Below are 23,129 nucleotides of genomic sequence, written 5' to 3'. Positions count from 1 at the left end.
ATTGCTAATTTCATTGTATGGCGTTGTTACTGCGCGCCGATCCGAGGCGCTCAAGCGGGGCCTGCACAAACCGGATTATCTGACGCTGCAGGCCCGGGTCGACACAAACATCGTCGCCTGGCCGGTAGAGGGAGGCCAGTGCGGGCGCGGCGTCCAGATCCTCCTGCGTGATCCGGCGCAATGCGCCACGCAGCCAACCGGCCTCAGGATCGCATACCGCTTCGCGCAGGGGCGGCAGTCCAAGCTGGGCTCGATCAACCGGGCCCATGGAGCGTTCGACATTCCATATCTGGGCGCTACCAGCTCCGCTGGCTGTGACTATACGGGAACCACCCGGGGAGAAGGTCACAGAATATACTGAGGAATCATGGTGCAGAGGATCCGTGACCAGTAAGCCCGTGGCGGAATCCCACACCCGCGCTGTTCCATCCCAGCTCGCTGTCACGATGCGCGCCCCATCCGGGGAGAAAGCGGCTGAGGTCACTGGCCTATCATGGCGCAATGGTTGGGTGACAGGTTCGCCTGTCGTGGCATCCCACACCCGGGCTGTGCCATCCCTGCTCGCTGTGACAATGCGCACCCTATCCTGTGTGATGCGCGTCCCAATCGGAGAAAAGGCGGCGGAGTTGATATCCGCCTCATGGCGCAGGGGCCCAGTCACAGGCGCGCCAGTGCCGGCGTCCCATACCCTGGAGGTGCGGTCCTGGCTCGCCGTGACAATTAGCGCTCCGTCCGCAGAGAACGCGGCGGAGTTAACTCCCTCCTCATGGCGCAAAGGCCCGGCTACAAGCTCCCCCGAGGCGGCATCCCACACCCGGGCTGTGCCGTCCCAGCTCGCCGTGACAATGCGCCCCCCGTCCGGGGAGAAAGCAGCGGAGGTGACTCTGTCTAGGTGGCCCAGGAGCCCGCTCACAAGCTCCCCCGTGGCGGCATCCCACAACCGGGCTGTGCCGTCCCAGCTCGCCGTGACAATACGTCCGCCGTTCGGAGAGAAGGCGGCGGAAGTGACTGGCCCTTCATGGCGCAGGGGTTCCATGAAAGCAGGCTCACCCGTAACGGCGTCCCACACCCGAGCTGTATGGTCCCAGCTGGCCGTGACTATACGCGTGCTGTCCGGTGAGAGAACTGCAGAGGTAACTCTATCATCATGGCGAAAATTTTGGATTTTGGACGCGCCGCTGTTAGCAGCCCACACTCGGACTGTACCATCATCGCATGCTGTGAGTATTTGTCGGCTGTACGCAGAGCTGTCGCCACGGTCCCGGAAAAAGGAGGCGGAGGTGACCCATTCCTCATGGCGCAATTGTTCGGCGATGGCAGCTCCTGTGACGGCGTCCCATACCCGGGCTGTGCGATCAGAGCTCGCGGTGATGATACGCTCACCATCCAGAGAGAAGGCGGCGGAAGTGACCCAACCCTCATGTCGCATCGGCTCTGCTACGGGCGTGCTCGTGAGGAGGTCCCAAACCCTCGCCGTGCCATCCTGGCTCGCAGTAACAATGCGCCCCCCGTCAGCGGAGAAGGCGGCGGAACTGACCCAACCCTCATGGCGCAGGGGTCCTGCTAAAGGCACGCCCGTAGCGGCGTTCCAAATTAGCGCTGCACCATTATTCAAAAGAGAGCCACCAGCAGTCAGGTGAGACGAGCCGGTTGCCGTGAGGATGCTCTCACCGTCTGGCGAAAAAGAAGCGGCGAAGACTTCACCCTCATGACGCAGTGGACCAGCGATGGGCTCACCCGTCCTCGCGTTCCAAATCAGCGCAACGCCACTGTTCAATGGCGGGCCGCTTACCGTGAGGATGCTCTCACCATCTGGAGAAAAGGAAGCGGAGTTGACCCAGTCCTGATGGCGGAGTGGCTCGGTGAGAGGCGCGCCTGTGCCTGCATCCCAGATCCGGGCGGTTCTATCCCGGCTTGCCGTGACTATACGAGTCCCCTCCGGAGAGAAGCTGGCCGAGGTGAGCCCCTCCCCATGGCGCAAGGGTCCGGCGATGGGAGCACCAGTGGCAGTGTCCCAAATCAGTGCTGTGCCATCTGAGCTGGCCGTAACTATGCGTTCGCCATAAGGAGAGAAGGCGGCGGACGTGATAATTTCCCCATGGCGCAGCGGGTCGGTGATCAGAGTACCGGTGGCGGTGTCCCAAACCCATGCTGCATTCTTGCCAACCGTCATGATGAGAGTGCCGTCTGCCGAGTGGGCGGCGAAGGTCATGCCCTCTCTGTGCTGAGCCAGGATAAGCGTTCGCGCCGCTGTGCCCGCCCGCGCCAAAGCTGGCTCCGCACGATTAGACGTGGGGCTCCACGGACTTTCGTAAGTCGCCGCGACGGCCAGACGCAAAGCTCTCTCTGACTGGGATACGGTCCGTTCCGGAGCATCCAACAGATCATTGGCTGTTCTCGCCAGTGCTTGAGATCGTTGTGCGCCCACTTCGCGCACCTGATAAGCCATCCCCGCGGCGATGAGGAGCGCGCCCATCGCTGTGGCTCCGGCAAGTCTCTGCCGCCCTCTCGCCCTGCGCCTGTCGCGTTGCCAGAGGCTGTCAAATGACACGTCGAGAAGCCCGGCGGCCAGACGGGCGCGCAGGCGCTTTATGCCGTCCTTGCGCCAGTCCGGCGCCAGCGGCTCGTCAGGCTCGCCGGTCAGCGAGCGGTCGCCGGCCACTTTCTCGCGCAGCGCCGGGCAGAAACACTCGGTATCAGGATCGCCGGTATTGGGCTGGCCCGCGACAATGACGGCAAACACCTTGCCCTGAGCGCGGGCCTTGAACCGGCGCACTTCCAGATCGACCCATTTCGAGCGGGCCGAACGCGGCGAACACACCACGATGAGGTGCTCAGAACCGTCAATGGCGCTCTCCAGCGTGGCGCTGAGCGAATGGGCCGCGCCGAGTTCCTCATCATCGCGGAAGAAGCGGCCCAGACGGCGTGTGCGGACGTCCAGGCTTGCCGCATCAACACCCTTTGGCACGCGATACGTCTCCAGCGCCTTGTGCAATGCTTTCGCCCAGCGCTTGTCGCGCTGGCTGTAGCTGATGAAGGCGCGATACCGCTTTGCGCCGGTAGCTCGAGGGCTCATGTTGAACCCTCTTGAGCCGATCTGGACACTCCGGTGAGCCGCGGCAGGCGCGCTGCGGCTATGGTGTCAAAGCCCGGGCGCACAGACTCTTCCTGGATACGGACCCATTCCTGATGCTCGGACGATATCTGCGCGTGAACCGCGCCGACGAACTCAAGCACGGCGTCCTTGTCACCCTGCACAGCCGCCTGACGGGCGGTATCGATATAGGTGCGATAGAGATACGACAGATTATCAAACGCCGTCGCGTAGCGGCTGGCGTTGCGGCGGTCCTGGGACAGAAGAGAGAGCGCGTTCTGGGCTGCCATAAGGGTAGCCGCGATGACGCCGGAAACCATCAGAAGGCTGGCGATGACGGGCTCTGACAGGAGCCGGGCGTCCGCGGTCTCCAGAAGTCCGCCAATGCGTGATCTCCAGTCGTCACTGACAAATGAAAGGGCGCCGGCACTGGCCGGCGCCACAGACAGCGCGCCGAGCAGACTGTACATATCGCGCCTTGTGGCCCGGCCGCGCGCCGCTCGGTCGTGCTGCGCTCCCCGGCCGGAATAGTAGTCCAGCTGGACGCCCAGCTGATATCGCCGGAAATACTCGAGCTGCAGCGGCAGCAGCGCCAGCTCTCCGTCCTTTTGAGGCTCTTTCAGCCGTATCACGGTCTCGAACAGCTCCAGCCGGCACATTTCCGCTGCCGCTCTGGCCTTCATCCAGGTTTCGAATGGCCGAAGGCGGATGACGAGCTGGGCGCTGATCAGGGCCGCGGCGATCAGCCCGTACTGCACGCTCAGCGCTACCGAGCGCGTTATGTCACCGGGCTCGACGCCGAACGTGGACAATATGTCAGCGCCTGCGAGGCTCAGCGCGCCAAGGATTACAGCCCCGGCATTCAGCATGATGGCCAACCGGCCAAAGCGCTTGTAGCGCGACTGGGCGGCCCCGGCCCTGCTGTCCGCGGCCGAGAACTGATCCATCAGCCCCTGCAGGTCAGACCGCATCAGGATGCGTTTCAGAGCTCCGGCTTCCGCTGGCAGCCGGGCGGCATGGGCTTGCGGCTCAAGTCGCCAGTCGGGCGACGCTGTATGCATGCCGATCGCGTTGATCGCGGCGCGCGTGATGGAGAGCCCCTCTGCCATCTCCATACCCCCGGTTACGCAGACTTGCGGGCAAGCTTGCGGGCCTGGCGGCGCGCACGGCGCCACCGCACAATGCGTCTCAGCAAGAGGTAGAGCCCCAGCGCAAAGATGATCAGGCCAAGAACGAGGGCGATCTGCGCCCAGACAGAACCTTCGGTCCATATCCGGCTCAAGAATGCAAAAACCGAGTCAATCATGCTCCCAGCGGCGCCCAGGTCCTCCTGGGGCGCGGATGGCGGATCGCTCGCGACTGGGGCAATGGCCTCTGGGGCTTGCGGAGCGTCAGGCCTGTCGGTCAAGGCTGCTTCAGGAACGGCCGGCTCCGGAACTGTGGCCGGTGGGTCGGCCGGACCCTCGCCTGAAGCGCTCAGCTCCGCGCCCGCGACAGCTGTCACTGCTGCGCCGCCAGCCGTTACGCCAACGGCCGCCAATGCCGTCCGCTCCTGGTCGCTTTCCTGAGCTTCATCGGCATCAACGCGCCCCGTGTCAGGGTCAATGACGGCCGCGCCGCCCGCTCTCTGGGCTGCGGATGCGTCATACTCAGATTTGGGATATTGCGCCCACGGCAACTGCCAGTGCGGCCCGTCGGGGAAGCTTTGCCAGTCGCCGCCCCACTCCACCGGAACGCCGCACTCCTCGGCTGCCTGTTTGACGACGGGGGCGAGAATGTGAAACAGGGGCCAGTCCCATCGAAGCGACCCGTCGACAAAGGGTGCGATATCTACCGCGTGCCCAGTAAGATGCCTTGAGTTCATCGTCGTGGACGCGCCCCGGGCAACATATTCCTGTTGCTGTTCGATCGTCCGGAGGCCCTCAACTATCGTGAAGTCCAGTGGCGAGATTTCCAGAGCACGCCGGATTACCCTCTCCAGATGAGGGTGAACGCCTCGCAGGCGCTGCTCGGAACGCGCAGAAAATCGAAACCCCATTCCCAGCCCCTCCCAGTAGCGTTAACATTTAAGCAAGGCTTCGGACCGATGGCGAGTCAAAAACAACCTGTCATCAAAAGGTCATTGAGCGAGTTTTGAGCAGATCGCCGGATATGCAGTCCCCAACTAGGGTGTGGCCATGATTGACTGCCCTGACGCTGAGCCAGTCGAAACTGTGGCGATGGTTGTTCACGAAACCATGCGCGCCTTCGCATCGCGATACGGAGACCAAATGCCCTCCTGGGAGGAGGCGCCGGACTGGATGCGTGACGCCACATTTGAGGGCGTCCGGTTCAGGCTAAGCCATCGCGATGCCAGCCCTGGCGCCCAGCACGATCAGTGGATGGCGCAGAAGGCCAGAAACGGATGGCGCTATGGCGAGGTTAAAGACGCCGACGCAAGGACCCACCCCATGATGGTTCCGTTCGAGGACCTGCAAGTGCATGAACGGCGCAAGGACGCCCTTTTCGCGGCTGTGGTCGAGGCGCTGACACGCCCTATCTGATTTTGCGTTAACCTTTCGAGGCAGGTTGGTTAAACTGCGTCTGTGAGGGGTTTGGGGAGCGGGGGCATGACGGGGGCTTCGTCAGGCGAGATAGCGGGCTCGAAGCTCAAGGTCTTCGTGTCCTATTCGCGCGCCGATGTGGCATTCGCCGATCAGCTTGTTCTGATGCTCAATGATCGCGGCTTCGAGGCTCTGATCGACCGCCACGCGATCGAGGGCGCCGAAGCATGGCGGCCGCGTCTGGCTACGCTAATCCGGTCCTGCGACGTGGTCGTGTTCGTCCTGAGCGACCATTCGGCTGTGTCCGCGATATGCGCCTGGGAAGTCGAGGAGGCGCTGCGCCAGGGCAAGCGCTGCATACCGGTGCTGCCAACCCCTCTGACTGCGCCGGCCCCGGCCGCGCTTTCGGAACTCAACTTTCTTTTCTTTTATCCCGATCCCAACATGCCGGGCTCGGGGTTTTATGACGGGCTGATCAAGCTCGAAGCGGCGTTGAGCCGGAATCTTGGCTGGACCCGCCTTCATACCCGGTTCGGTGAGCTGGCGTTTGAATGGGAGCAACGCGACCGGCCTGACGACCTACTTTTGCGCGGCAGCGTGCTGGACGAGGCTGAAAACTGGCTGCGCGCTGCACCGCCCGGTGAAACCGTAAATGATCGTGTGCGCGCCTTCATTACCGCCAGCAGGGACGCCGAAGACCGGCGGCAGGCTCTGCTCAAATCCGAAATCGCCGAGCGCGAGGCGCTGATTACAGAGCGTGAGGCGCTGGCGTCAAAGACCCTGATCCTGGGCCAACAGGCCCGCAAGCTCGGCTCGCGGCTCCAGATCGTCGCCATGGTGCTGGTACTGACGGCCATGGCGGGCACATCCTGGACTTGGGTGCAATTGCGTGAGACGGGCGAGCAGCGATCGCTGATGCTGGCGACCTTAACGCAGGATATACTTGAGCGACCGCAACGCACTGCAACTGAGATCGAACGAGCCTTGCGACTGGCCATAGTGGCAGCCGATGAACGCCCCTGGAGTCCAGCTTCGGATGCCGCGAAGCCAGCTTTGGTAAGGGCTGGTGGCGTAACGCGGACTATAGCTTTAGTTCGGCAAGATGAAGGAATCATATTTTCGGCTTTCTCCCCAGATGGGATACGCTTCGTCACCGCGAGCATGGATGGCACGGCGCGCATTTGGGACGCCGCCACGGGCACCCCTGTTACTGAGCCCATACGCCATCAGGAAGCGGTACGATCGGTAGCCTTTTCACCGGACGGGGCGCACATCGTTACTCGCACCAGTGATGCAGCCTATATTTGGGACGCTAGCTCAGGCGCGTCGATTTCAGGTCCCCTACTCCACGACGAGGGTGAGATCTTCTCAGCCACCTTTTCTCCTGATGGAGAGCGCATCATCACGGCTGGCGCGGATCGCACAGCTCGGGTGTGGGATGTTGGTACAGGCGCTTTAGTAATTGATCCTTTGCGCCATGGAGACGTGGTGTACTCTGCAAGATTCTCTCCAGATGGGTTGCATATTGTTACCGCAGGCAAGGATGGTGTGGCGCAGGTATGGGAAACGAATGGAGGCGCACCAGTCATACGTATTTTGCAAAATGGTTGGGCCTTTACTTCTGCTTTGTTTTCTCCTGATGGGGCGTATATTTTAACAGTTTCCCATGACGACATTCTGCTCGCTCGTAATGCTGTATTGCAGGTGTGGGATTCGACAACTGGCTTGCCCGTATCCGAGGGAATACATCGTCAAGGAAGAATAACTTTTGCCCTTTTCTCCCCCGATAGTAGTAGCGTTGTCACAGCAAGCGAACAAATTGGGTCGCGCAATAGCAGAGTCCAGATGTGGAGCGTCATAACTGGCGAACCTATCGGTGCGCCAATGCTCCATGATGATGGGGTCGAGTCGGTTGCTTTTTCCTTGGATGGGATGCGCCTCGTTACGGCAAGCAGGGATAACACAGCGCGGGTGTGGGACACTTCCACTGGTGCGCTCAATACCGAACCCCTGCGACATGAGGACTGGGTCAGTTCAGCCGCTTTCTCCCCGGACGGGATGCGTATTCTCACTGCCAGCTATGATCGCACGGCTCGTGTTTGGGATGGTGCCACAGGCTCCCCCACCACCCAGCCCATGCGTCACGAAGGGTGGGTATACTCCGCCGCATTTTCCCAAAATGGCGCACGTATTGTGACAGCGACCGGTTCAGATTTCGCTCGGGGCGAATGGCGAGTCTGGAATGCTGGGACAGGAACGCCCCTTATCGTCCCCCAGCGCCATGAGGCAATGTTCAGCTCTGCGGCTCTATCCCCGGACGGGGCGCAGGTCGTCACCGCGAGCATGGATGGCACGGCGCGCATTTGGGACGCCGCCACGGGCACCCCTGTTACTGAGCCCATACGCCATCAGGAAGCGGTACGATCGGTAGCCTTTTCACCGGACGGGGCGCACATCGTTACTCGCACCAGTGATGCAGCCTATATTTGGGACGCTAGCTCAGGCGCGTCGATTTCAGGTCCCTTGCGCCATCCGGGAGAGGTCACCTCCGCCACGTTTTCTCCTGATGGCGCGCGCATCGTTACTGCTGGCCGGGATGGTACAGCCCTAGTGTGGGACGCCGCAATCGGCGTACCCCTCACTGAGCCCCTCCGCCATGAGGAATCGGTCAGGTCCGCCGCTTTCTCCCCGGACGGGACGCTTATTTTGACGCAAAGCTTTGACCGTCAGGTCCGAATATGGGACGCTGCCTCTGGCGAGGTTATCCACGATCCAGTGCGTTATCTGCGTAATGGTGCCGCTACAAACTCCACTGACCGTTCAATAAATGGCACGTGCATTGTTTCCACTAGCGGCTCCCTTCTGAGCAATCGCGGTGCCATTGTGATCTCGGATATTGTAACGAATGAGCCCATTATGCAGCCAATAACATATAATACTGCAGTCTTAGATGCCGCTTTCTCCCCAGACGGCCGGAGCGTCGTTGCTACGGCTGAGGATGGTACAGTGAGAGTCTGGAGCGTCGATCGCGCAATGGGCTCCCTTGGCTGTGGTGGACAACTAACTCTCCCGCGGCGCGAGGCGATGTGCGATCCCGAGACGGGCTTGCTCCGCGGTCAACTCAGAATGCTCACCGAGAATGATTTAAGGGCCGCACCCCTACTGAGGTCGCTCTATGAACCGGGCGATGATGTCTGCAATCTGCCCGGACCGGCGGCCCGCGCCGGGCGATCAGTCAGCGGTTGGCTTCGACGTTCAGATCAAAGCTGACCGGGAAATGCGTATCCCTGACATATCGTCGGGCCATCGCTGCGCCGACCGCGTGGGCGAGGGGCATGGCCTTGGGATCGGTCATGTCGCGCAGTGTCTTGATGTCCCGGTCGCTGAACCCAAACCCGAGTTCCGACACCAGGTACGCCCGCGTCAGCTGTGACTGGTAACGCTGATAGCTCAGCAATGGTTTGTCGGCGATGAGGTCCTCGCGCAGATCTCCGATCTCACTGTTCAGCACCAGCGGGTCCGGCGCGTTGGAGGCCCATTGCATAAGCAGTTCGATAAATGCCTCCGAGCTTGAGATCATGGATGTCAGGGCGTTCAGGGCGCGTGCGGCGGATGTTCCGGAGAGCAGACCCGGCCGCTTGGGTGTTTTATCAATCAGCGAGCCTGTGCCGATGGAGATCATCAACAGATTGCGCGCGTTCAGGGTCCAGCCATAGCTGTGGTTCTTGAGGCCTGCCAGCATGAGCAGCTGAAACGCCGGATTGTTATGCGGAGTGAGGCCGCCATCAATGAACTCGCCAAACTGGCCCGGGCCGATTTCTATGCGCTCGGGATCGAAATACATGGGGGCCGCCGCTGAGGCGCGCACGATCTGGGTCAGCCGGTATCGCCGGTTTCCGAGATACCCGCCGTGTTCGGGGTCCTCAAAATAAGGTGACCTCGGATTATTGTGCAGCACCCACGGGCTCACCGTGTCGATCCGCTTGGCCACGGCGGCAAAGCCGGTTGCGAACTCTTGGGAACCGAGTTCAAGCTCGCCAAATACATTATCAAGCTGACGATGCAGATTGCCCGCGTCAAATCGCGCCCTGATCGCCCCGCGAGCGAGAAAGCGCCGCTTGAACACCTTGCCGGCCATCTCCTGATAGAGGTCCCAGATTTCGCTCACGGTCATGCGCTTGGCGGCAAGGCCTGCCGCGATGATGGAGCCCGTCGATGTGCCGCCGATGAGGTCGAAGTAGTCAGCGAGGCGGAAGTCGGGATGATTGCCGTGCCGGGCCCGCAGGAGGTCTTCGATACGTTGCAGGATCGCGATCTCCATCGCGCCGCGCACACCGCCACCGTCCAGCGCCAGAATGCGCTTGGGGCCCTCAGGGTCCAGATGTTCGGCAAGCGATTTTCGATGGTATGGGAGCGGAACGACCGTCGGAGCCTCGGCCGCCAGGCGGTTAGTCCGGAATAATGCGCGTAAAAACCCCATTGCCCCACCCCGAGTGCTCATTCCCCACAGATCAGATATCATCGGCACAGAGCAGCCGAGTGCAAGATGGAGAAAGAGGGTCTTCTTTCAGATAGCGCTTACTCAGTGCGGCAAAGGTGAGAGCGAGACCAGAAATTACTGTAAAGCGGTCACGGTTTGGCCCGGATTGATGGCGAGGCTGAGCCTGTTGCACAGGAGCCACGTCATGAGACTTTTATCAAAACTGACCGTGTCAGGAGCAATGGCTGTGATGGTGGCCGGTTGCGCGCCACTGCTGGACTTCGCCGGCCCTTCACTTTTCAACGCCGCCGGGCGCAATGCCTGTGAGCCTGCTCACCCGTCCGAGCCATCGGCTCCAGGCGACTGGATTTGCCCATCCACCTCTGGCGCCGGGTCCATCAATCGGCCCCGCCATCGTGTTGAGCGCAAGGAGTGAGCCGGACGGGAGGCTTAATCGTTCATCAGGCACGCATTGGGCGGATCAAAAGCGAACATTCGCTCTTGAGCGCCACCGCGGCCTCATGACCGTTGGCGTAGCTAGATGCAAGAGGCGCGGATCTGATCGGGAATAGCCTTGTCCGGCCCGACTAGGTCACTGAAGCATGTGATCGCAAAAATCGACGCGACGATAGCCCAATACACGACAGGGTATTGTCAGAGGAATCCGACTTGAGCCGGGCAGGACGGCTTCGCGGCCTTTTCGGATGAGAAATCCGCCCCACTATTTCAAGACTTCGCCTGAGGTGATCCGCCTTGAGGTGATGATGCATGTCCGGTTCCCGCATTGCTTTGCAATGTCGAGGATCTGCTGCACGAGCGCGGCGTCGATGTGAGCCACGAGACGATGCGGTTCCGGTAGATATCCCAGAGAGAGTTGGGTGTCAGTGCCGTTCCCTCCGCCAGTTTCCAGTCGCGAAACGGACTCGAGGCTCCTGATGGGGCCTTTTTTCTTTTTGTTTCAAAGGGGTTTGCGGCAGCCATCCGAACCTCGGAGACTGGCGAGCGCCCGTTTTTCGGTCTCTGAATCGCCCTGGTCTCAAACCGAGCGAACCTCGCCGGAATTGGTTCGCTTGAACAAGAGCAAATTAATCCAGTCACTTACCGATTTGCGCCAACCGCACTTTTACGCACGGTCCTCTCGCCTGGCATGTGGCCAGAGGAACCCGAGGTGCGCGTAGTGGCGCGTGGAGATGGCTGTGATTGCGTAGGTGGCCGTGCGCCTATTTGGATGTGGGGCTGGTGCGCGCCGAGGCGTCGCTGACGCTGGCCAACATGGCCTACAACATGGGCGATGGTGCTGGCTCGCTAGGCAAAATGCACCTGCGCGAGCGAAATAGACGCCCCGAGGGGGCCGAAAGCGCCCGCCGCGAACCCAGAACTGCGATAAAAATCCGCTCGGTCGGCAAGAAACGGCTTTCAGGGGACGACAGCCCGTAAATCAGGCGTCTCCGGAGGTGCTCAAACTCTATGCCCCGCCGGTTTCGTTTGCTTGTAACGCCCGGCTGGCGTAGCTTTCAAAAAGTCGGGTGGAGGGGCGTTGTTGAAATTTTTACAATTGTTTGCGGTCGGTTGCGTGCTTCTTGCCGAACAGCCAGCTTCTGCTCAATTGAATTTCCTTGGCGCAGTTTCTCCGGAGAGCCTTCGGAGCAACCCTGCCTATAGAGCATATTCGGAAAGTTTTGGTGCGGCCATGCCGGAGGCGGGTCCAGGCACGGAGCTTTCGGTAGTCGTAAGTAGGTCATTTAGTGACATCGCTGGGAATGGCGGATCTTTGGATCAAATTGCATCGATCAGAGGCGGCGCTGGCTACGGAATTTTTGTGCCTCGCTTTGAACACGACGTCGTCGAGATGCGTCTGATGGACGGGTCTAGTGCATATGCAACCAGGGTCTATACTACCGTCGTTCTGGATGTTTTTGCTGATCGCGGCGCCTTCTCAACGTCGCGACGGCTGGAAAGCGTCTACTCGAGAGGCGTTGCTCACGTATCCGTCTTTCCGGCTGGGTCTGTCTCACGACGGCCGCCGTCAGTTGCGGATCTGACAGCTTGGTACAGCCTAGCTTTTGAAGGGGCGCTCAATGAAATAAGATTGGCAATTGAGGCGGATGAGGTTGGCTTCCGGCGTCGCGCATTCCGCGTGTTTCGAGTCGAGCCAGTCCTGCTTTCGAGCGAGGCGCGTGAATTTCTGGAAGAAATCGGCTGGATAACTGACGCTAACTCTGCCCAACTCCTGGCGGGAGAGCTGGCATACACGTTCCATCTGAGCCTTCAAGGATACCTGATCGAGAACGGTTTCGATCAGGTCGCCCTCCTTCCCCCAAGCCTTGGCTGGGCTACTGGCTCGATTGCTCGCCTACTTGAGGACCGGCTTCCTCCCGGGACAGCGCTGATTTCAGCATCAGAAGATCTGGGGCGTCTGGCTTTGTCGGTTCAGGTCGAGCTGCAGCGAGCGGGTGTCGTCACAGGCGAGTCAAACCAGCTAGGCGAGCAACGCGTAGCCGCTACGCGCATTGCTGGCTGGCTGGAACGTGAGGGCATACGTGTCGGTGCGGAGGAGACGGTGGCAATCGCCCGCGGTGGCGGCTCGTATTTGGCGATTGCGGGCGTGCCGCCGTCAGCCGTTAGGGGAGCGTGGCGTGAAGGCTTCTCAGCGGCGACCCGTCAGCTGTCTCCAGAGGTTGGTGTGCACATATCAGTAGCGAATGAAAGCATGGAGTGACGACAGACAATGCTGCGATTTTTTGCATTGGCTTTGCTGGCTTATATCTTGATAGGCCAGTCACAGGCTCAGGATATATCGCCGGTGGTCGGAGTGGGGTCCGGTTCATCCATTGAGGAGGCAACTGTGGAGGCCTACCTCAACGCGTTCGACGCGGAGCTCCTTGGTGTATTGGGGCAAGCAGCAGTTAGGACCGCTGGCGATCGGTTTAGGCGCGCCGCTGAGCGTGATATTGCCAGCTTCAAACGCCGTTATTTCGGTGGCGACACTTTAGAGCGCTGCGTTCCACAAGGGGCGGCCTTCCTTTGTGAGATCCAAGGGGGGTTCAATCGGGCTGCGCTTCAAGTTGACGCTGCCGATCTAATTTCGGCTGCAGGCGGCGCATCATATGTATTTGTGGCCAGTGCTGCAGAGGCAAGTGATCACCGCGCCAGTTTTGTGGTTGACCGGCTGAGTGGTGAGTTCGCGAGCTATAATCATCGGATTCTTTCAGGTTCCGCAGGGGTTGCTGCGGCGCGAAGTGGTCAAGCTGACTTCAGTTTGGCTATCCATGAGGTCTCGTTCTCAGATTTTCAATTTGACCCCAATCTCGGTCGCAGCACGGGTGCTCTTACTGTGCGTTTTCGATTGAATGACTTAAGGGCAGAGGAAGTTCTAGCTGTGACTCCCGTGGCTGTTTCGGGCTGGGTGACTGGTGACAATCGCTCCGCCCTTGAGTCTCTTCTTGTTGCTGATTTGAGCAATAACGCCGCGCGCCAGATAGCTCGCGTCGTGAATGCTGAGACAGCCGAATATGGTTCGCGCCGAGCTGGTATCGCCACCGCGGAAACGCTTGCTGCTCTTGGGCGCACCGTTTTTTCAATTCGGGTCTTGAACGTCAATCGCCGTGATGTCGCAGACCGCAATCGCCTTCGCAGCTTGCGTGAGCGGTTAGAGTCGATGGATGGAATAGCTGATGTTGACACGGACTTTGCCGCAAGCACCGATATCGAGACGATCATTCGGTTCACCGCTCCAAGTACCAGCTCTCCCCAAAACCTTATCGACGCGCTTTATGATGCTTTCTCCACTGAGCCAGCATTCTATGCTGACTACTTTGGTGGGGAAGAATATGAGGTAAGCTTCCAATGAAACTCGTTACGTCCCTGTTTGCCGTGTCGCTCGCCCTCACTCCGGCGGCGCATGCTCAAAGTAACCGTCCGACTGCGGCGGTGATGGATACACAGATCTCAGCAGATGCGCGCGCGGCCCAGAATGCTGTGGGTATCGCTGAAACGCTGAGGCTAGAGATTGAGAATGCTTTGAGAGGTTCAAGGCAGTTCACGATGCTTGAGCGCAACCTAGTTAATCTCGACATGGCGTTTGCAGAGCAGGAGCTAGCTGATAGTGAGCTTTCGAACAGCGCAAATGCTCGCTCTGGCGCCCTTGAGGTGGCGGGTTATGTAGTAGTGCCGAGAATTACACATTTCAGCGCGGGAGCGAGATTCGAAGCTGTGGACGTTCTTCCTGGAATGTATAATAGACGTGACAGTGCGCGTCTTTCGGCGACCGTTCGAGTGCTGAGTTCAACGACGGGGGCGCTCTTGTACTCGTCGGATGATGACGCGACCTTCTCTCGCACTGTGGAGCTGGTTCAAGGCCGCACTGGTGGGCCTAGCATTAGCGTAATGGAGAGCCTCGCCCAGAGGATTGGCCGAAAGCTCGGTGCGGATATAATCGAGTTTCGCTTCCCGGTGATGGTGGCGCAGGTCCAAAATAGTGAGGTCTATCTGAATCGTGGAGAAGGCGGTCTTGAAATCGGCGATCAATTCATTGTTTTCAATCAAGGGCCGCAGCTGATAGATCCTGCTACCGGTGAACCGTTGGGCGGTTTTGGTTCGAGCGTTGAAACTCGGGTGGCGACTGTACGCGTTACTCGGGTGGCGGCCAGGTTTAGTGTTGCTGAAATCATAAGCGGCGATGCTAACGCGATCGAAATTGGTGCGGTTGCGCGACGTCCGCAATAGAAACCCCTTCAAGAGGAGAAGTGCTATGTTTTCACGACGTATGTTTATCGCAGGCGCCGCAACAGCAGGTGCATTTGTCAGTAGCGGTTCAGCATTCGCCCAAGTTAATGCAAGTCGCGTACTGCAGGTAATGGCTGATAATGGCCAGCTGCCAGAATTCGTATCCCCGACCCTTTTTGGCGATGCACCATTCGAGACGACGCTATCGGCGGGCACGACGTCTTTGATCACTGGGCTGGCCGAGGTTTATCTTGCGCTTGATAATCGCCTTTCCGCCGAACAGCTGATGGCGCTCCCGGCGGCGCTTGCTGGCGATTATGGACGTAATGAAATAAATGCAGTCAACGAAGAAATCTCTAGCAAAAGCAATATAGATCTTAGCGCCCTCGCCGGCGTTGCAGGCGAAGAGGCGCAGCAACACATTCGAAATGCGACCCTCCATTCCGGGCTGAGCTCTGTCTATCATGCTATTGCTATCCAGCAGGCGCGTGAAATCGCAGAAAATACGAGCAGTAGCGCTCGTGGGATTGGCGGAGGGCTCGGGGGGCTCCGCTCTGCAGCCAACGCCGTGGGGAATCGACGCACTATGTCGCTTGTGACTGCCGTTACTACAACACTGCCTCAGAATGCACGACTTGCGACAAATATTTTCAGGGCAAGCCGTGAATATCTTCAGGCCAATAACCTTTCTCTTCCCACACAGGACGAGGCTGCAGCGCTCTTGGCTGATTTTTAGGAGACCCAAATGTTCCTGCGAATTGCTCTTACGCTTTGCCTTTTAGGAGCAGGAGCGTCTGCTTCGGTTGCGGATGCTCAGCAACGGCCTCGTATTCTTGTTGCTGTCCCCCGTCAGCACCTATGGCACAGGTTTGGGGTTGTGATTTAAGGAGGATTTGGGTCTCGTCGCAGTGACGAAGGAACGAAGATGAGATCCAAATCCACAAAGCCCAAAGCCCCTGCTGCAACCGTTGTGAAGGACATTCGCCGAGCGACCCGGCGACACTTCTCGGCTGAAGACAAGATCCGCATTGTTCTGGAAGGCCTGCGCGGTGACGACAGCATCGCCGAGCTGTGCCGCAAGGAAGGCATAGCCCAGAGCCTTTATTATACTTGGTCGAAGGAGTTCATGGAGGCTGGCAAGCGCCGACTGGCGGGCGACACGGCACGTGCTGCCACCAGTGACGAGGTCAAGAACCTGCGCCATCAGGCGCGTGACCTGAAAGAATGCGTGGCTGATCTGACCTTGGAGAACCGTCTGCTCAAAAAAAGCATGATCGCGGATGGGGAGGACGACGCATGAGGCACCCCGCATCCGAGAAGCTCGAGATCATCAGGATCGTCGAGCAGTCGCACCTGCCTGCCAAGGTCACGCTCGACAAGCTGGGTATAGCCCGTCGGACCTTTTATCGCTGGTATGACCGGTATCTGGAAGGCGGACCTGAAGCGCTAGAGGACCGGCCATCAGCGCCAAGCAGGGTGTGGAACCGCATCCCCGCCGAGGTGCATGACCAGATTATCGAACTGGCGCTGGAGCAGTCCGAGCTGAGCCCGCGCGAGCTGGCTGTGCGGTTCACCGACGAGACGCGTTACTTCGTGTCGGAGGCGACGGTCTATCGCCTTCTGAAGGCCCATGATCTGATCACCAGCCCGGCCTATGTCGTGATCAAGGCCGCCGACCAGTTCCACACCAAGACCACCCGGCCGAACGAGATGTGGCAGACCGACTTTACCTACTTCAAGATCATCGGCTGGGGCTGGATGTATCTGTCAACCGTGCTCGACGACTTCTCGCGCTACATCATCGCCTGGAAGCTTTGCACCAATATGCGGGCCGAGGACGTGACCGACACGCTGGACCTCGCTCTCGCGGCTTCCGGCTGCGACCAGGTGAACGTCCATCACAAGCCGCGCCTGCTGTCGGATAATGGCCCTTGTTACATCGCCGGCGAGCTCGCCGAATACATCGAGGCCCAGCGTATGAGCCATGTGCGCGGTGCGCCGTTCCATCCCCAGACGCAGGGCAAGATCGAGCGCTGGCACCAGACCATGAAGAACCGCATCCTGCTGGAAAACTACTTCCTGCCCGGCGATCTTGAGACCCAGATCGAAGCGTTCGTCGAACATTACAATCACCAACGCTACCACGAGAGCCTGAACAACGTGACGCCCGCCGACGCCTACTTCGGCAGGGCCCCAGCCATCATCAAAGAGCGTGAAAAGATCAAGCGACAGACCATCGAACATCGACGCTTGCAACACCGAAAGCACGCCGCCTAATATCAACCAACCAGACGAGGCCGATGCTCCACTAATCTACGATGCCATCTGTGCCAAATGTTCTGACGACGGACAGAGGGCAAGACCCACGTCTATGCCGTCCCGTCCGGCGCGCTCTCCAGCCTGCCGCTGGCGTTGCTTGTGACCGAATTGCCCAGCGGCGCGGACGAGGATGTTCAGGCGTTACGCGAGACCGCATGGCTCGGGCGCCGTTTCGCCATGACCGTGCTGCCCACGCCCGCATCGCTGCAATCGCTGTCGCGCTTCGGGGCGAGCCGGGCGACGGGCCCGTTCCTCGGGGTCGGCGATCCGTGCATCGGCGCCCGGTCGGGCGCCGGGTGCGAGCGGGCGCCGGCCAGCTCGGGCGGCGGTCAGAATCGCGGCGGTCAAACGCGCGGCGTCTTCAACGCCAGCGCGTCGCGCGACGGGGTGTTCCTGGCCGATGTTGAGGCGGTGCGCGCCCTGAGCGCCCTGCCCAACACCCGGCCCGAATTGATCGCCCTGGCCCAGGCCTTTGGCGGCGAGCCGCAGCGTGATCTGCTGATCGGCGACGGCGCCACCGAGAGCAATCTGCGCACCACGGCCAATCTGCAGAACCGTCAGGTGATCGCCTTCGCCACCCACGGCCTGATCGCCGATGAACTGCCAGGCCTGACCGAGCCGGCCCTGGTGCTGACCCCGCCGGCCCAGGCCAGCGATGGCGATGACGGGCTGCTGACCGCGTCCGAGATTGCACGCGATCTGACGCTGGATGCTGACTGGGTGATCCTGTCGGCCTGCAACACCGCGGCGCCCGGCGGCGCCGGCGCCGAAAGCCTGTCGGGTCTGGCCAGCGCCTTTTTCTATGCCGGCGCCCGCGCGCTTCTGGTGAGCCACTGGGTCGTCGATGATGCGGCCGCGCGCCGGATCACCACCGGCACGCTGTCCATGAACGCCAACCCGTCAGCGGGCCGCGCGGAAGCGCTGCGCCAGTCCATGATGTCGATGATGGATGATCCGGAGTTCGCCCACCCGGCCATGTGGGCGCCGTTCGTGCTGGTCGGCCAGAACCGCCCGGCGCAGTAGGACGCACAGCGCCAGCGCGGGGCCCGCGCCCCGCGCTATTGGCGCCCCGCCATCAGCCGGGTGATCAGGATGCGCACCTCATCCAGCCTGTCCGTGATCGCCGCGCCCGGCGTGGCCACGGCGCTCTGCAGCAGCGCCATCGGATCGCCATCCTCGCCGCCGCGGCGCATGGCCGTGATAGAGTATTTGAACACATCCAGTTCGCAATTCGCCCCGGTCTGGGGATCGACAGCGTAGAACTGGCCGAGCTGGCCGGTGTCCGTATGCAGGATGCAGCGCTCCTGCGGGCTCAGCGACAGCCAGATCAGCGCCCGGAAATCGTCCATGGCCGGGCCGGCATAGTCGGAGTGCCCCAGCCCGCGCCCGCCCGCCGCCGTGGTGTCCACCGTGCTCAATCCCGCCAGCACCACCGGATAGGGCGGGCTGGAATCACCCGCGCGCGGCGCGCCGCCATTGATCCGCCGTGACAGGCGCAAGGCGCGGTCGCGGCTGGAGGTGTAGAGCGTCATGTCCGCCGCAAGATGGCCCACCTGCGGAACCAGCGCCATGAATTCCTGTGCGTCGACATCGGGCGACGCCCACACCACCTGGTCAAACAGCGGTTCGGGCGGGTTGGGATAGGTTTCGGCCAGACGCTCCAGCGCGCGGGCGAGGAAGCGGTTGCCCATGGAGTGCGCGACGATGTGGATGCGATCCGCGTTGGCGCCGCTCATGAGGAGGTAGAGATAGTCCACCAGATCTCCGACATTCTGGTCATTGACCTCGCGCCCATCGGCGAAATAGCCCAGGAGGGAGCCTCGCGACGGCCAGGAATAGAGCGCCGGGACGCCATCAATCTCCAGATCCACCGCCAGCTGGGCGGCGCGCTCGGCGGCCCCGCGGAAATCGGAATTGAACCCGTGAATGAAGACCAGCAGCTCGCGCCGCTCCGACGCGTCCATGGCCTCGCCCAGCGCGCCGGTGAACGCGTAATCATCGGCGAACGGCTCCACCCGCTCCAGGATGAAATAGTCTCCGCGATACTGGTCGATATCGCCGGGATAATCGCCGCGCCGCGGGATCGACCCGACTTCGCGATTGCGCGGCACCGACACCGTGACGACGCCCAGATCCAGAGGGCCGGCCGACGCGCCATAGAAGGCATTGGGATCGTCTGAGCCCGTGCGCAGCCTGTTGACGCCATAGAAGACCGGCACGACCACGTGGTCGGCGTCCGCCCCCGCTTCGGGATCACGCGTCAGCGCCGCTTCATCCTCGCTCGCGGCCTGGGCCCGCAAGGCGGCCAGTTCCGCCTGCACCGCTTCACGGCTATGGGACTGATCAGCGGCGGACGCGGCGGCCTCGACGATCAGCGCGGTCTCCATCAGGAACAGAAAATCACGCGCCCGCGCGGCGCCGGCGTCCACCAGCATCGCGTCCGCTTCGTCAATGATCCCGCGCGCGCGATCAAATTGGCCCTGCGCAGCCTCCATGCGCGCTTCGGTCAGAAGCCCGAGCGCCCAGGCGCCGTCGACGTCTTGTGTGGCCGCGATCAGGGCGCGCGCCTGCGCATAAGCGCTGCGCGCCGCGGCGATGTCGCCGCACCCTGCGCGCCACTCGCCCACATCGAAATGGAACGCAATCTGTTCAGCCTGGCTGAGCTCCAGCCCGGACAGGTCCAGTGCAGCGATCTCGCTCTGCGCCACATTGCAGGCCTGCGCCTGAACGGGTGCGGCGGGCAAAGCCGCGAGCCCCGCCAGAGCAAGCGCGAACGCCATAGTGTGCCTGAAACCCATGCCCGATCTCCCCACCCTTGCGCCAGAGCCTTATTCTGACGTCTCGATATTGGGACACGCCCACCATGGGGGCAAGCTGGCGCGGCGACCGGGCGGAGTGTTTCAGCCCGTCTGACCGTGAAAGTCAGACTTTTTGCGGCGAGCGCGGCGTTTGCCAGACGGTGCGGGACCGGTAATCATGCGTCCGGGACAAAGTCTGCGGGGGAGGTTGGGTTCATGAACCGTATCGTGTTCACCGTGTGGGCGCTCGCGCTTGCGCTGGCATTGATGATCTCGCCCGCCGCATTGTCCCAGGACGCGCCGCCGCCACTGGCGCCGAGCATCACCGACGCCTCTGCCCGCGCCCTGATCGCCGCCGCCGAAGCCATTGATATGGAGCAGGACCCGGCCGGCGCGCGCGCCGCCTGGCAAGCCGCCCATGACGCGGCGCAGGCGCTGGACGGGGTGGCGGCGCATGATCGCGCGGCCATCATCAACCAGCTGGGCTCGGCCATTTTCTATGATGGCGGCCGTGAAGCTGCGCTCGCCAATTTCCAGGAAGCGGCGGACATTTTCGCGTCCGCAGGCCCGGAGCACCGCGAAGCGCTTGAGCAGTCGCTGGGCAATGTCGCGTCCATCCTGGCGACGCTGGGCCGTCTGGAAGAGGCCGAGGCTGTGCAGCGGCAGGTGCTGGATATCCGCCGTGCGCTCTACCCCGAAAACCACCCGCAAATCGCCCGGTCCTATTTCGAGCTCGGCTCGGTGCTGAACGCGCGCGGTGATCTGGACAATGCGATTGCGCTGGTCGAACGCTCGCTGGATATCCGCCGCGCCGTGCTGGAGGACGGCCACCCTCACATCGCGATGACGCAGGTCAGCCTGGCCGCGATCCTGATCCGCGCCCACCGCTATGGCGATGCGGCGGAGCTGTCGCGCAGCGCCGCCGAACAGCTCGAAGCCAATCTGCCGCCCGGACATCCCTTCATTGGTTTTGCGCAATCAAGCTATGCCGGCGCGCTCAATGCGTGGGGCCGGTATGAAGCGGCTGAACCCCTGCTGCGCCGGATTCTGGAAGATCGCCGGGCAAGCCTGGGCGAAGCCCATCCCCAGGTGGCCGACACGCTGAACAATCTGGGCGTGGCGCTGTTTGCGCAGGGCCGCGCCGCCGAAGCGCGCCCGCTGTTTCTCGCCGCGCGCGACATCTACCGAAACGCCGCCGGTGCGGACTCGGTCGAAGCGGCGCGCATGCAGATGAACGCCGCCGACGCCGCGCTCGCGGCGGGAGAGATGGACGCTGCGCGCTCTGAATATCTCAATTCATTGGCCGTTTTTGATGCAGCCGGGACCGGAGGGCCGGACCGTTTGCGGGTTCTGACTGAACTGGCGGCTCTGGAGACCCTGTCGGGCGATTTTGACATGGGCCGGCAATATCTCGGCGATGCGCGGGCGCTGGCCGCGTCCTACCTGCCCGAAGGCCATGAGCGGCGGCTCGAGCTGGCCATTGACGAGGCCTGGATATCGGCGATGAGCGGCGACGCCATGCGCTTTGTCCCGCGCGCGGCCAACAATGCCGTCACGGCGCTGGCCGCCGATCTCAGCCTGGTGGATGTCGACAGCGCGAGGGACATGGCCCGCCGGCGCCAGCGCGCGTTCCGCCGCGCGCTGGACGTCGCCTTCGCCGCCAGCGACGCCGAGGCCGCCTTTCGCTATATGCAGCATGTCCAGATGACGGGACTGGCGCTGGCCGCCGAGGCGACAGCCCTGCGGGCGCGGGCCGAAGGCGTGGACGCGGCCAATCTGATCCGCGCGCGGCAGGATGGCTGGCGGGCCGTGCGCCTGGCCGAAGAAAGTTATATCCGCGTGCGCTCGGCTGCCGGAACGCCGGACCCGCAGGCGCTTGCGAATGCGCGTGACGCCTATGATGCGGCGCGCGCCGGGCTGGGTCAGCTTACGGATGCGGGCGCCACGCCTGGCGGTCTGGCGGGCGTCAGCCTGCAAACGGTCCGCGACGCACTTCAGCCCCAAGAAACGATTGTCGCCTTCGCCTTCACGCCCGCAGGCGGGGTGAGCCTTCGCATCACGCCGGACGAGGTGCATATGGACCGTTTGGCGATCGACGCGGATACGGCGCTGGAGGCCGTCACCACGCTGCGGTCCGCGCTGGAAGCCGGTCCGTCAGGCGGCGATGTGCGGCCGTTCCCGGCCGAGCAGGCCCATCAGCTTTACGCCGGGGTGTTCACGCCGCGCCTGACGCAGGGGCTGGAGGCGGAGACGACGCTGCTGATCGTGGCCGACGGGCCCTACCGGTCCATTCCTTTCACGGTGCTGCTTACCGATGAATTTGACGCGCCGCTGACAGACGGCGCCGGCTTGCGGGCCGCGCCCTGGTTGATCCGGCGGCACGCCACGGCGGCCCTGCCGGACTTTTCGAGCCTCACAGCCCGCCACGCCCACGGGGGCGGCGTACGGGATCCCTTCCTGATGGGTTTTGGCGCGCCGGACTTTGCCGGCGAGGGGGATGGCGGCCCGGTCACGATGGCGGCGCTGGTGCGCAGCGGGGGTGGAGAGAGCGCCACACGGTCCCTTTCATCGCTGGCGCCATTGCCCGGCGCGCGCGCCGAGCTGGAGGAGCTGGCGCTGGTGTTTGGCGCGGACCGCTCTGACATCCGCCTTGGCGCTGACGCCACCGAAGCGGCGGTGAAGACCGCCGATCTCAGCCGCGCGAGCACGCTGGTCTTCGCCACCCACGGGCTGTTGAGCGGAGAACTGGAGACGGTGCTGGAGCCAGCGCTGGCCTTCACGCCGCCGGATGAATCCGGCCCGCTGGATGACGGTCTGCTGACCGCGTCCGAGATCGCCCGCCTGCCGCTCAATGCCGACTGGGTGGTGCTGTCGGCGTGCAATACCTTCGCCGCGGACGGCGCGGCGCGCTCGCCCGACAGGCTGGCCCAGGCCTTTCTTTATGCGGGCGCCCGCAGCCTTCTGGTGTCGCACTGGACGGTGCGGGACGATGCGGCGGCGGCGATTACGGCGCAGACCGCGCGCCGGTCGCTGGCCGGCGAGCCGCGCGCGCAGGCGTTCCGCAATGCGGTGTTGGGGCTGATGCAGGATGACACGATTGACGGTAGCAGCCATCCCGGCGTCTGGGGGCCCTTCGCCCTGATCGGACAGTGACCTGGCGATGTCAGCCC

Annotated in this window: 15 protein-coding genes; 10 read left to right on the top strand and 5 right to left on the bottom strand. The window is 62.1% G+C overall.

Going from position 1 to position 23,129, the window contains the following annotated elements; translation table 11 throughout:
• Positions 1-10: 10 nt before the first annotated feature.
• The 3 genes from L2D01_13395 to L2D01_13385 are packed head-to-tail and all read right to left on the bottom strand — an operon-like array spanning position 11 to position 5,132.
• The gene (locus tag L2D01_13395; GenBank protein ID WBQ09868.1) at positions 11-3,076 is read right to left on the bottom strand and encodes a TIR domain-containing protein; all 3,066 of its coding nucleotides are present in this window, start codon (positions 3,074-3,076) and stop codon (positions 11-13) included.
• Positions 3,073-4,203, bottom strand: a complete 1,131-nt coding sequence (locus L2D01_13390; protein WBQ09867.1) for a DUF4231 domain-containing protein — start codon at positions 4,201-4,203, stop codon at positions 3,073-3,075. Before L2D01_13390 ends, L2D01_13395 begins: the two co-directional genes overlap by 4 nt.
• 14 nt (positions 4,204-4,217) lie before the next feature.
• Positions 4,218-5,132: a M15 family metallopeptidase gene (locus L2D01_13385; GenBank protein ID WBQ09866.1), complete on the bottom strand. Its 915-nt coding sequence runs from the start codon at positions 5,130-5,132 to the stop codon at positions 4,218-4,220.
• 232 nt (positions 5,133-5,364) lie between these two features.
• Between L2D01_13385 and L2D01_13380 the strand changes: the two genes are divergently transcribed.
• The gene (locus L2D01_13380) at positions 5,365-5,637 is read left to right on the top strand and encodes a hypothetical protein (protein WBQ09865.1); all 273 of its coding nucleotides are present in this window, start codon (positions 5,365-5,367) and stop codon (positions 5,635-5,637) included.
• A gap of 66 nt (positions 5,638-5,703) precedes the next feature.
• Entirely contained in the window at positions 5,704-8,907 is a 3,204-nt protein-coding gene (locus L2D01_13375; protein WBQ09864.1) for a TIR domain-containing protein, read from the top strand.
• Here L2D01_13375 and L2D01_13370 read toward each other — a convergent pair.
• Positions 8,873-10,159, bottom strand: a complete 1,287-nt coding sequence (locus L2D01_13370) for a patatin-like phospholipase family protein (protein ID WBQ09863.1) — start codon at positions 10,157-10,159, stop codon at positions 8,873-8,875. The two genes, L2D01_13375 and L2D01_13370, sit on opposite strands and share 35 nt — an antisense overlap.
• 1,197 nt (positions 10,160-11,356) lie before the next feature.
• On the opposite strand from L2D01_13370, the gene L2D01_13365 reads away from it, so the two are divergent.
• The 7 genes from L2D01_13365 (at position 11,357) to L2D01_13335 (ending at position 18,184) form a co-directional block, all read left to right on the top strand.
• Positions 11,357-11,554, top strand: coding sequence for a hypothetical protein (locus tag L2D01_13365; GenBank protein WBQ09862.1), 198 nt, complete (start codon positions 11,357-11,359; stop codon positions 11,552-11,554).
• 103 nt (positions 11,555-11,657) lie between these two features.
• Positions 11,658-12,836 carry a hypothetical protein gene (locus L2D01_13360; protein ID WBQ09861.1) on the top strand — a complete coding sequence of 393 codons (1,179 nt, stop codon included), beginning with the start codon at positions 11,658-11,660 and terminating at the stop codon, positions 12,834-12,836.
• 9 nt (positions 12,837-12,845) lie between these two features.
• On the top strand, positions 12,846-13,967 hold the full coding sequence (locus L2D01_13355; GenBank protein ID WBQ09860.1) for a hypothetical protein: 1,122 nt from the start codon (positions 12,846-12,848) through the stop codon (positions 13,965-13,967).
• The gene (locus tag L2D01_13350; protein ID WBQ09859.1) at positions 13,964-14,842 is read left to right on the top strand and encodes a hypothetical protein; all 879 of its coding nucleotides are present in this window, start codon (positions 13,964-13,966) and stop codon (positions 14,840-14,842) included. Before L2D01_13355 ends, L2D01_13350 begins: the two co-directional genes overlap by 4 nt.
• 25 nt (positions 14,843-14,867) lie before the next feature.
• Positions 14,868-15,578 carry a hypothetical protein gene (locus L2D01_13345; GenBank protein WBQ09858.1) on the top strand — a complete coding sequence of 237 codons (711 nt, stop codon included), beginning with the start codon at positions 14,868-14,870 and terminating at the stop codon, positions 15,576-15,578.
• A 189-nt stretch (positions 15,579-15,767) separates the two neighbouring features.
• Positions 15,768-17,119, top strand: a protein-coding gene (locus L2D01_13340) for an IS3 family transposase (protein WBQ09857.1) whose coding sequence is annotated in 2 segments (ribosomal slippage) — positions 15,768-16,104 and positions 16,104-17,119 — 1,353 coding nt in all. Because the reading frame shifts where the segments join, the coding sequence is not laid out codon by codon here.
• 141 nt (positions 17,120-17,260) lie between these two features.
• Entirely contained in the window at positions 17,261-18,184 is a 924-nt protein-coding gene (locus L2D01_13335; protein WBQ09856.1) for a CHAT domain-containing protein, read from the top strand.
• A gap of 35 nt (positions 18,185-18,219) precedes the next feature.
• Here L2D01_13335 and L2D01_13330 read toward each other — a convergent pair whose 3' ends face one another.
• The gene (locus tag L2D01_13330) at positions 18,220-19,959 is read right to left on the bottom strand and encodes an alpha/beta hydrolase (GenBank protein ID WBQ09855.1); all 1,740 of its coding nucleotides are present in this window, start codon (positions 19,957-19,959) and stop codon (positions 18,220-18,222) included.
• 216 nt (positions 19,960-20,175) lie between these two features.
• Here L2D01_13330 and L2D01_13325 point away from each other — a divergent pair, with 216 nt between their 5' ends.
• Entirely contained in the window at positions 20,176-23,112 is a 2,937-nt protein-coding gene (locus tag L2D01_13325) for a CHAT domain-containing protein (protein ID WBQ09854.1), read from the top strand.
• Positions 23,113-23,129: the final 17 nt, after the last annotated feature.

This window comes from Hyphomonadaceae bacterium ML37 (assembly GCA_027627685.1).
In the GTDB taxonomy this organism is placed as follows: Bacteria; Pseudomonadota; Alphaproteobacteria; order Caulobacterales; family Maricaulaceae; genus Oceanicaulis.
This window is presented reverse-complemented; position numbering and strand designations above follow the sequence as displayed.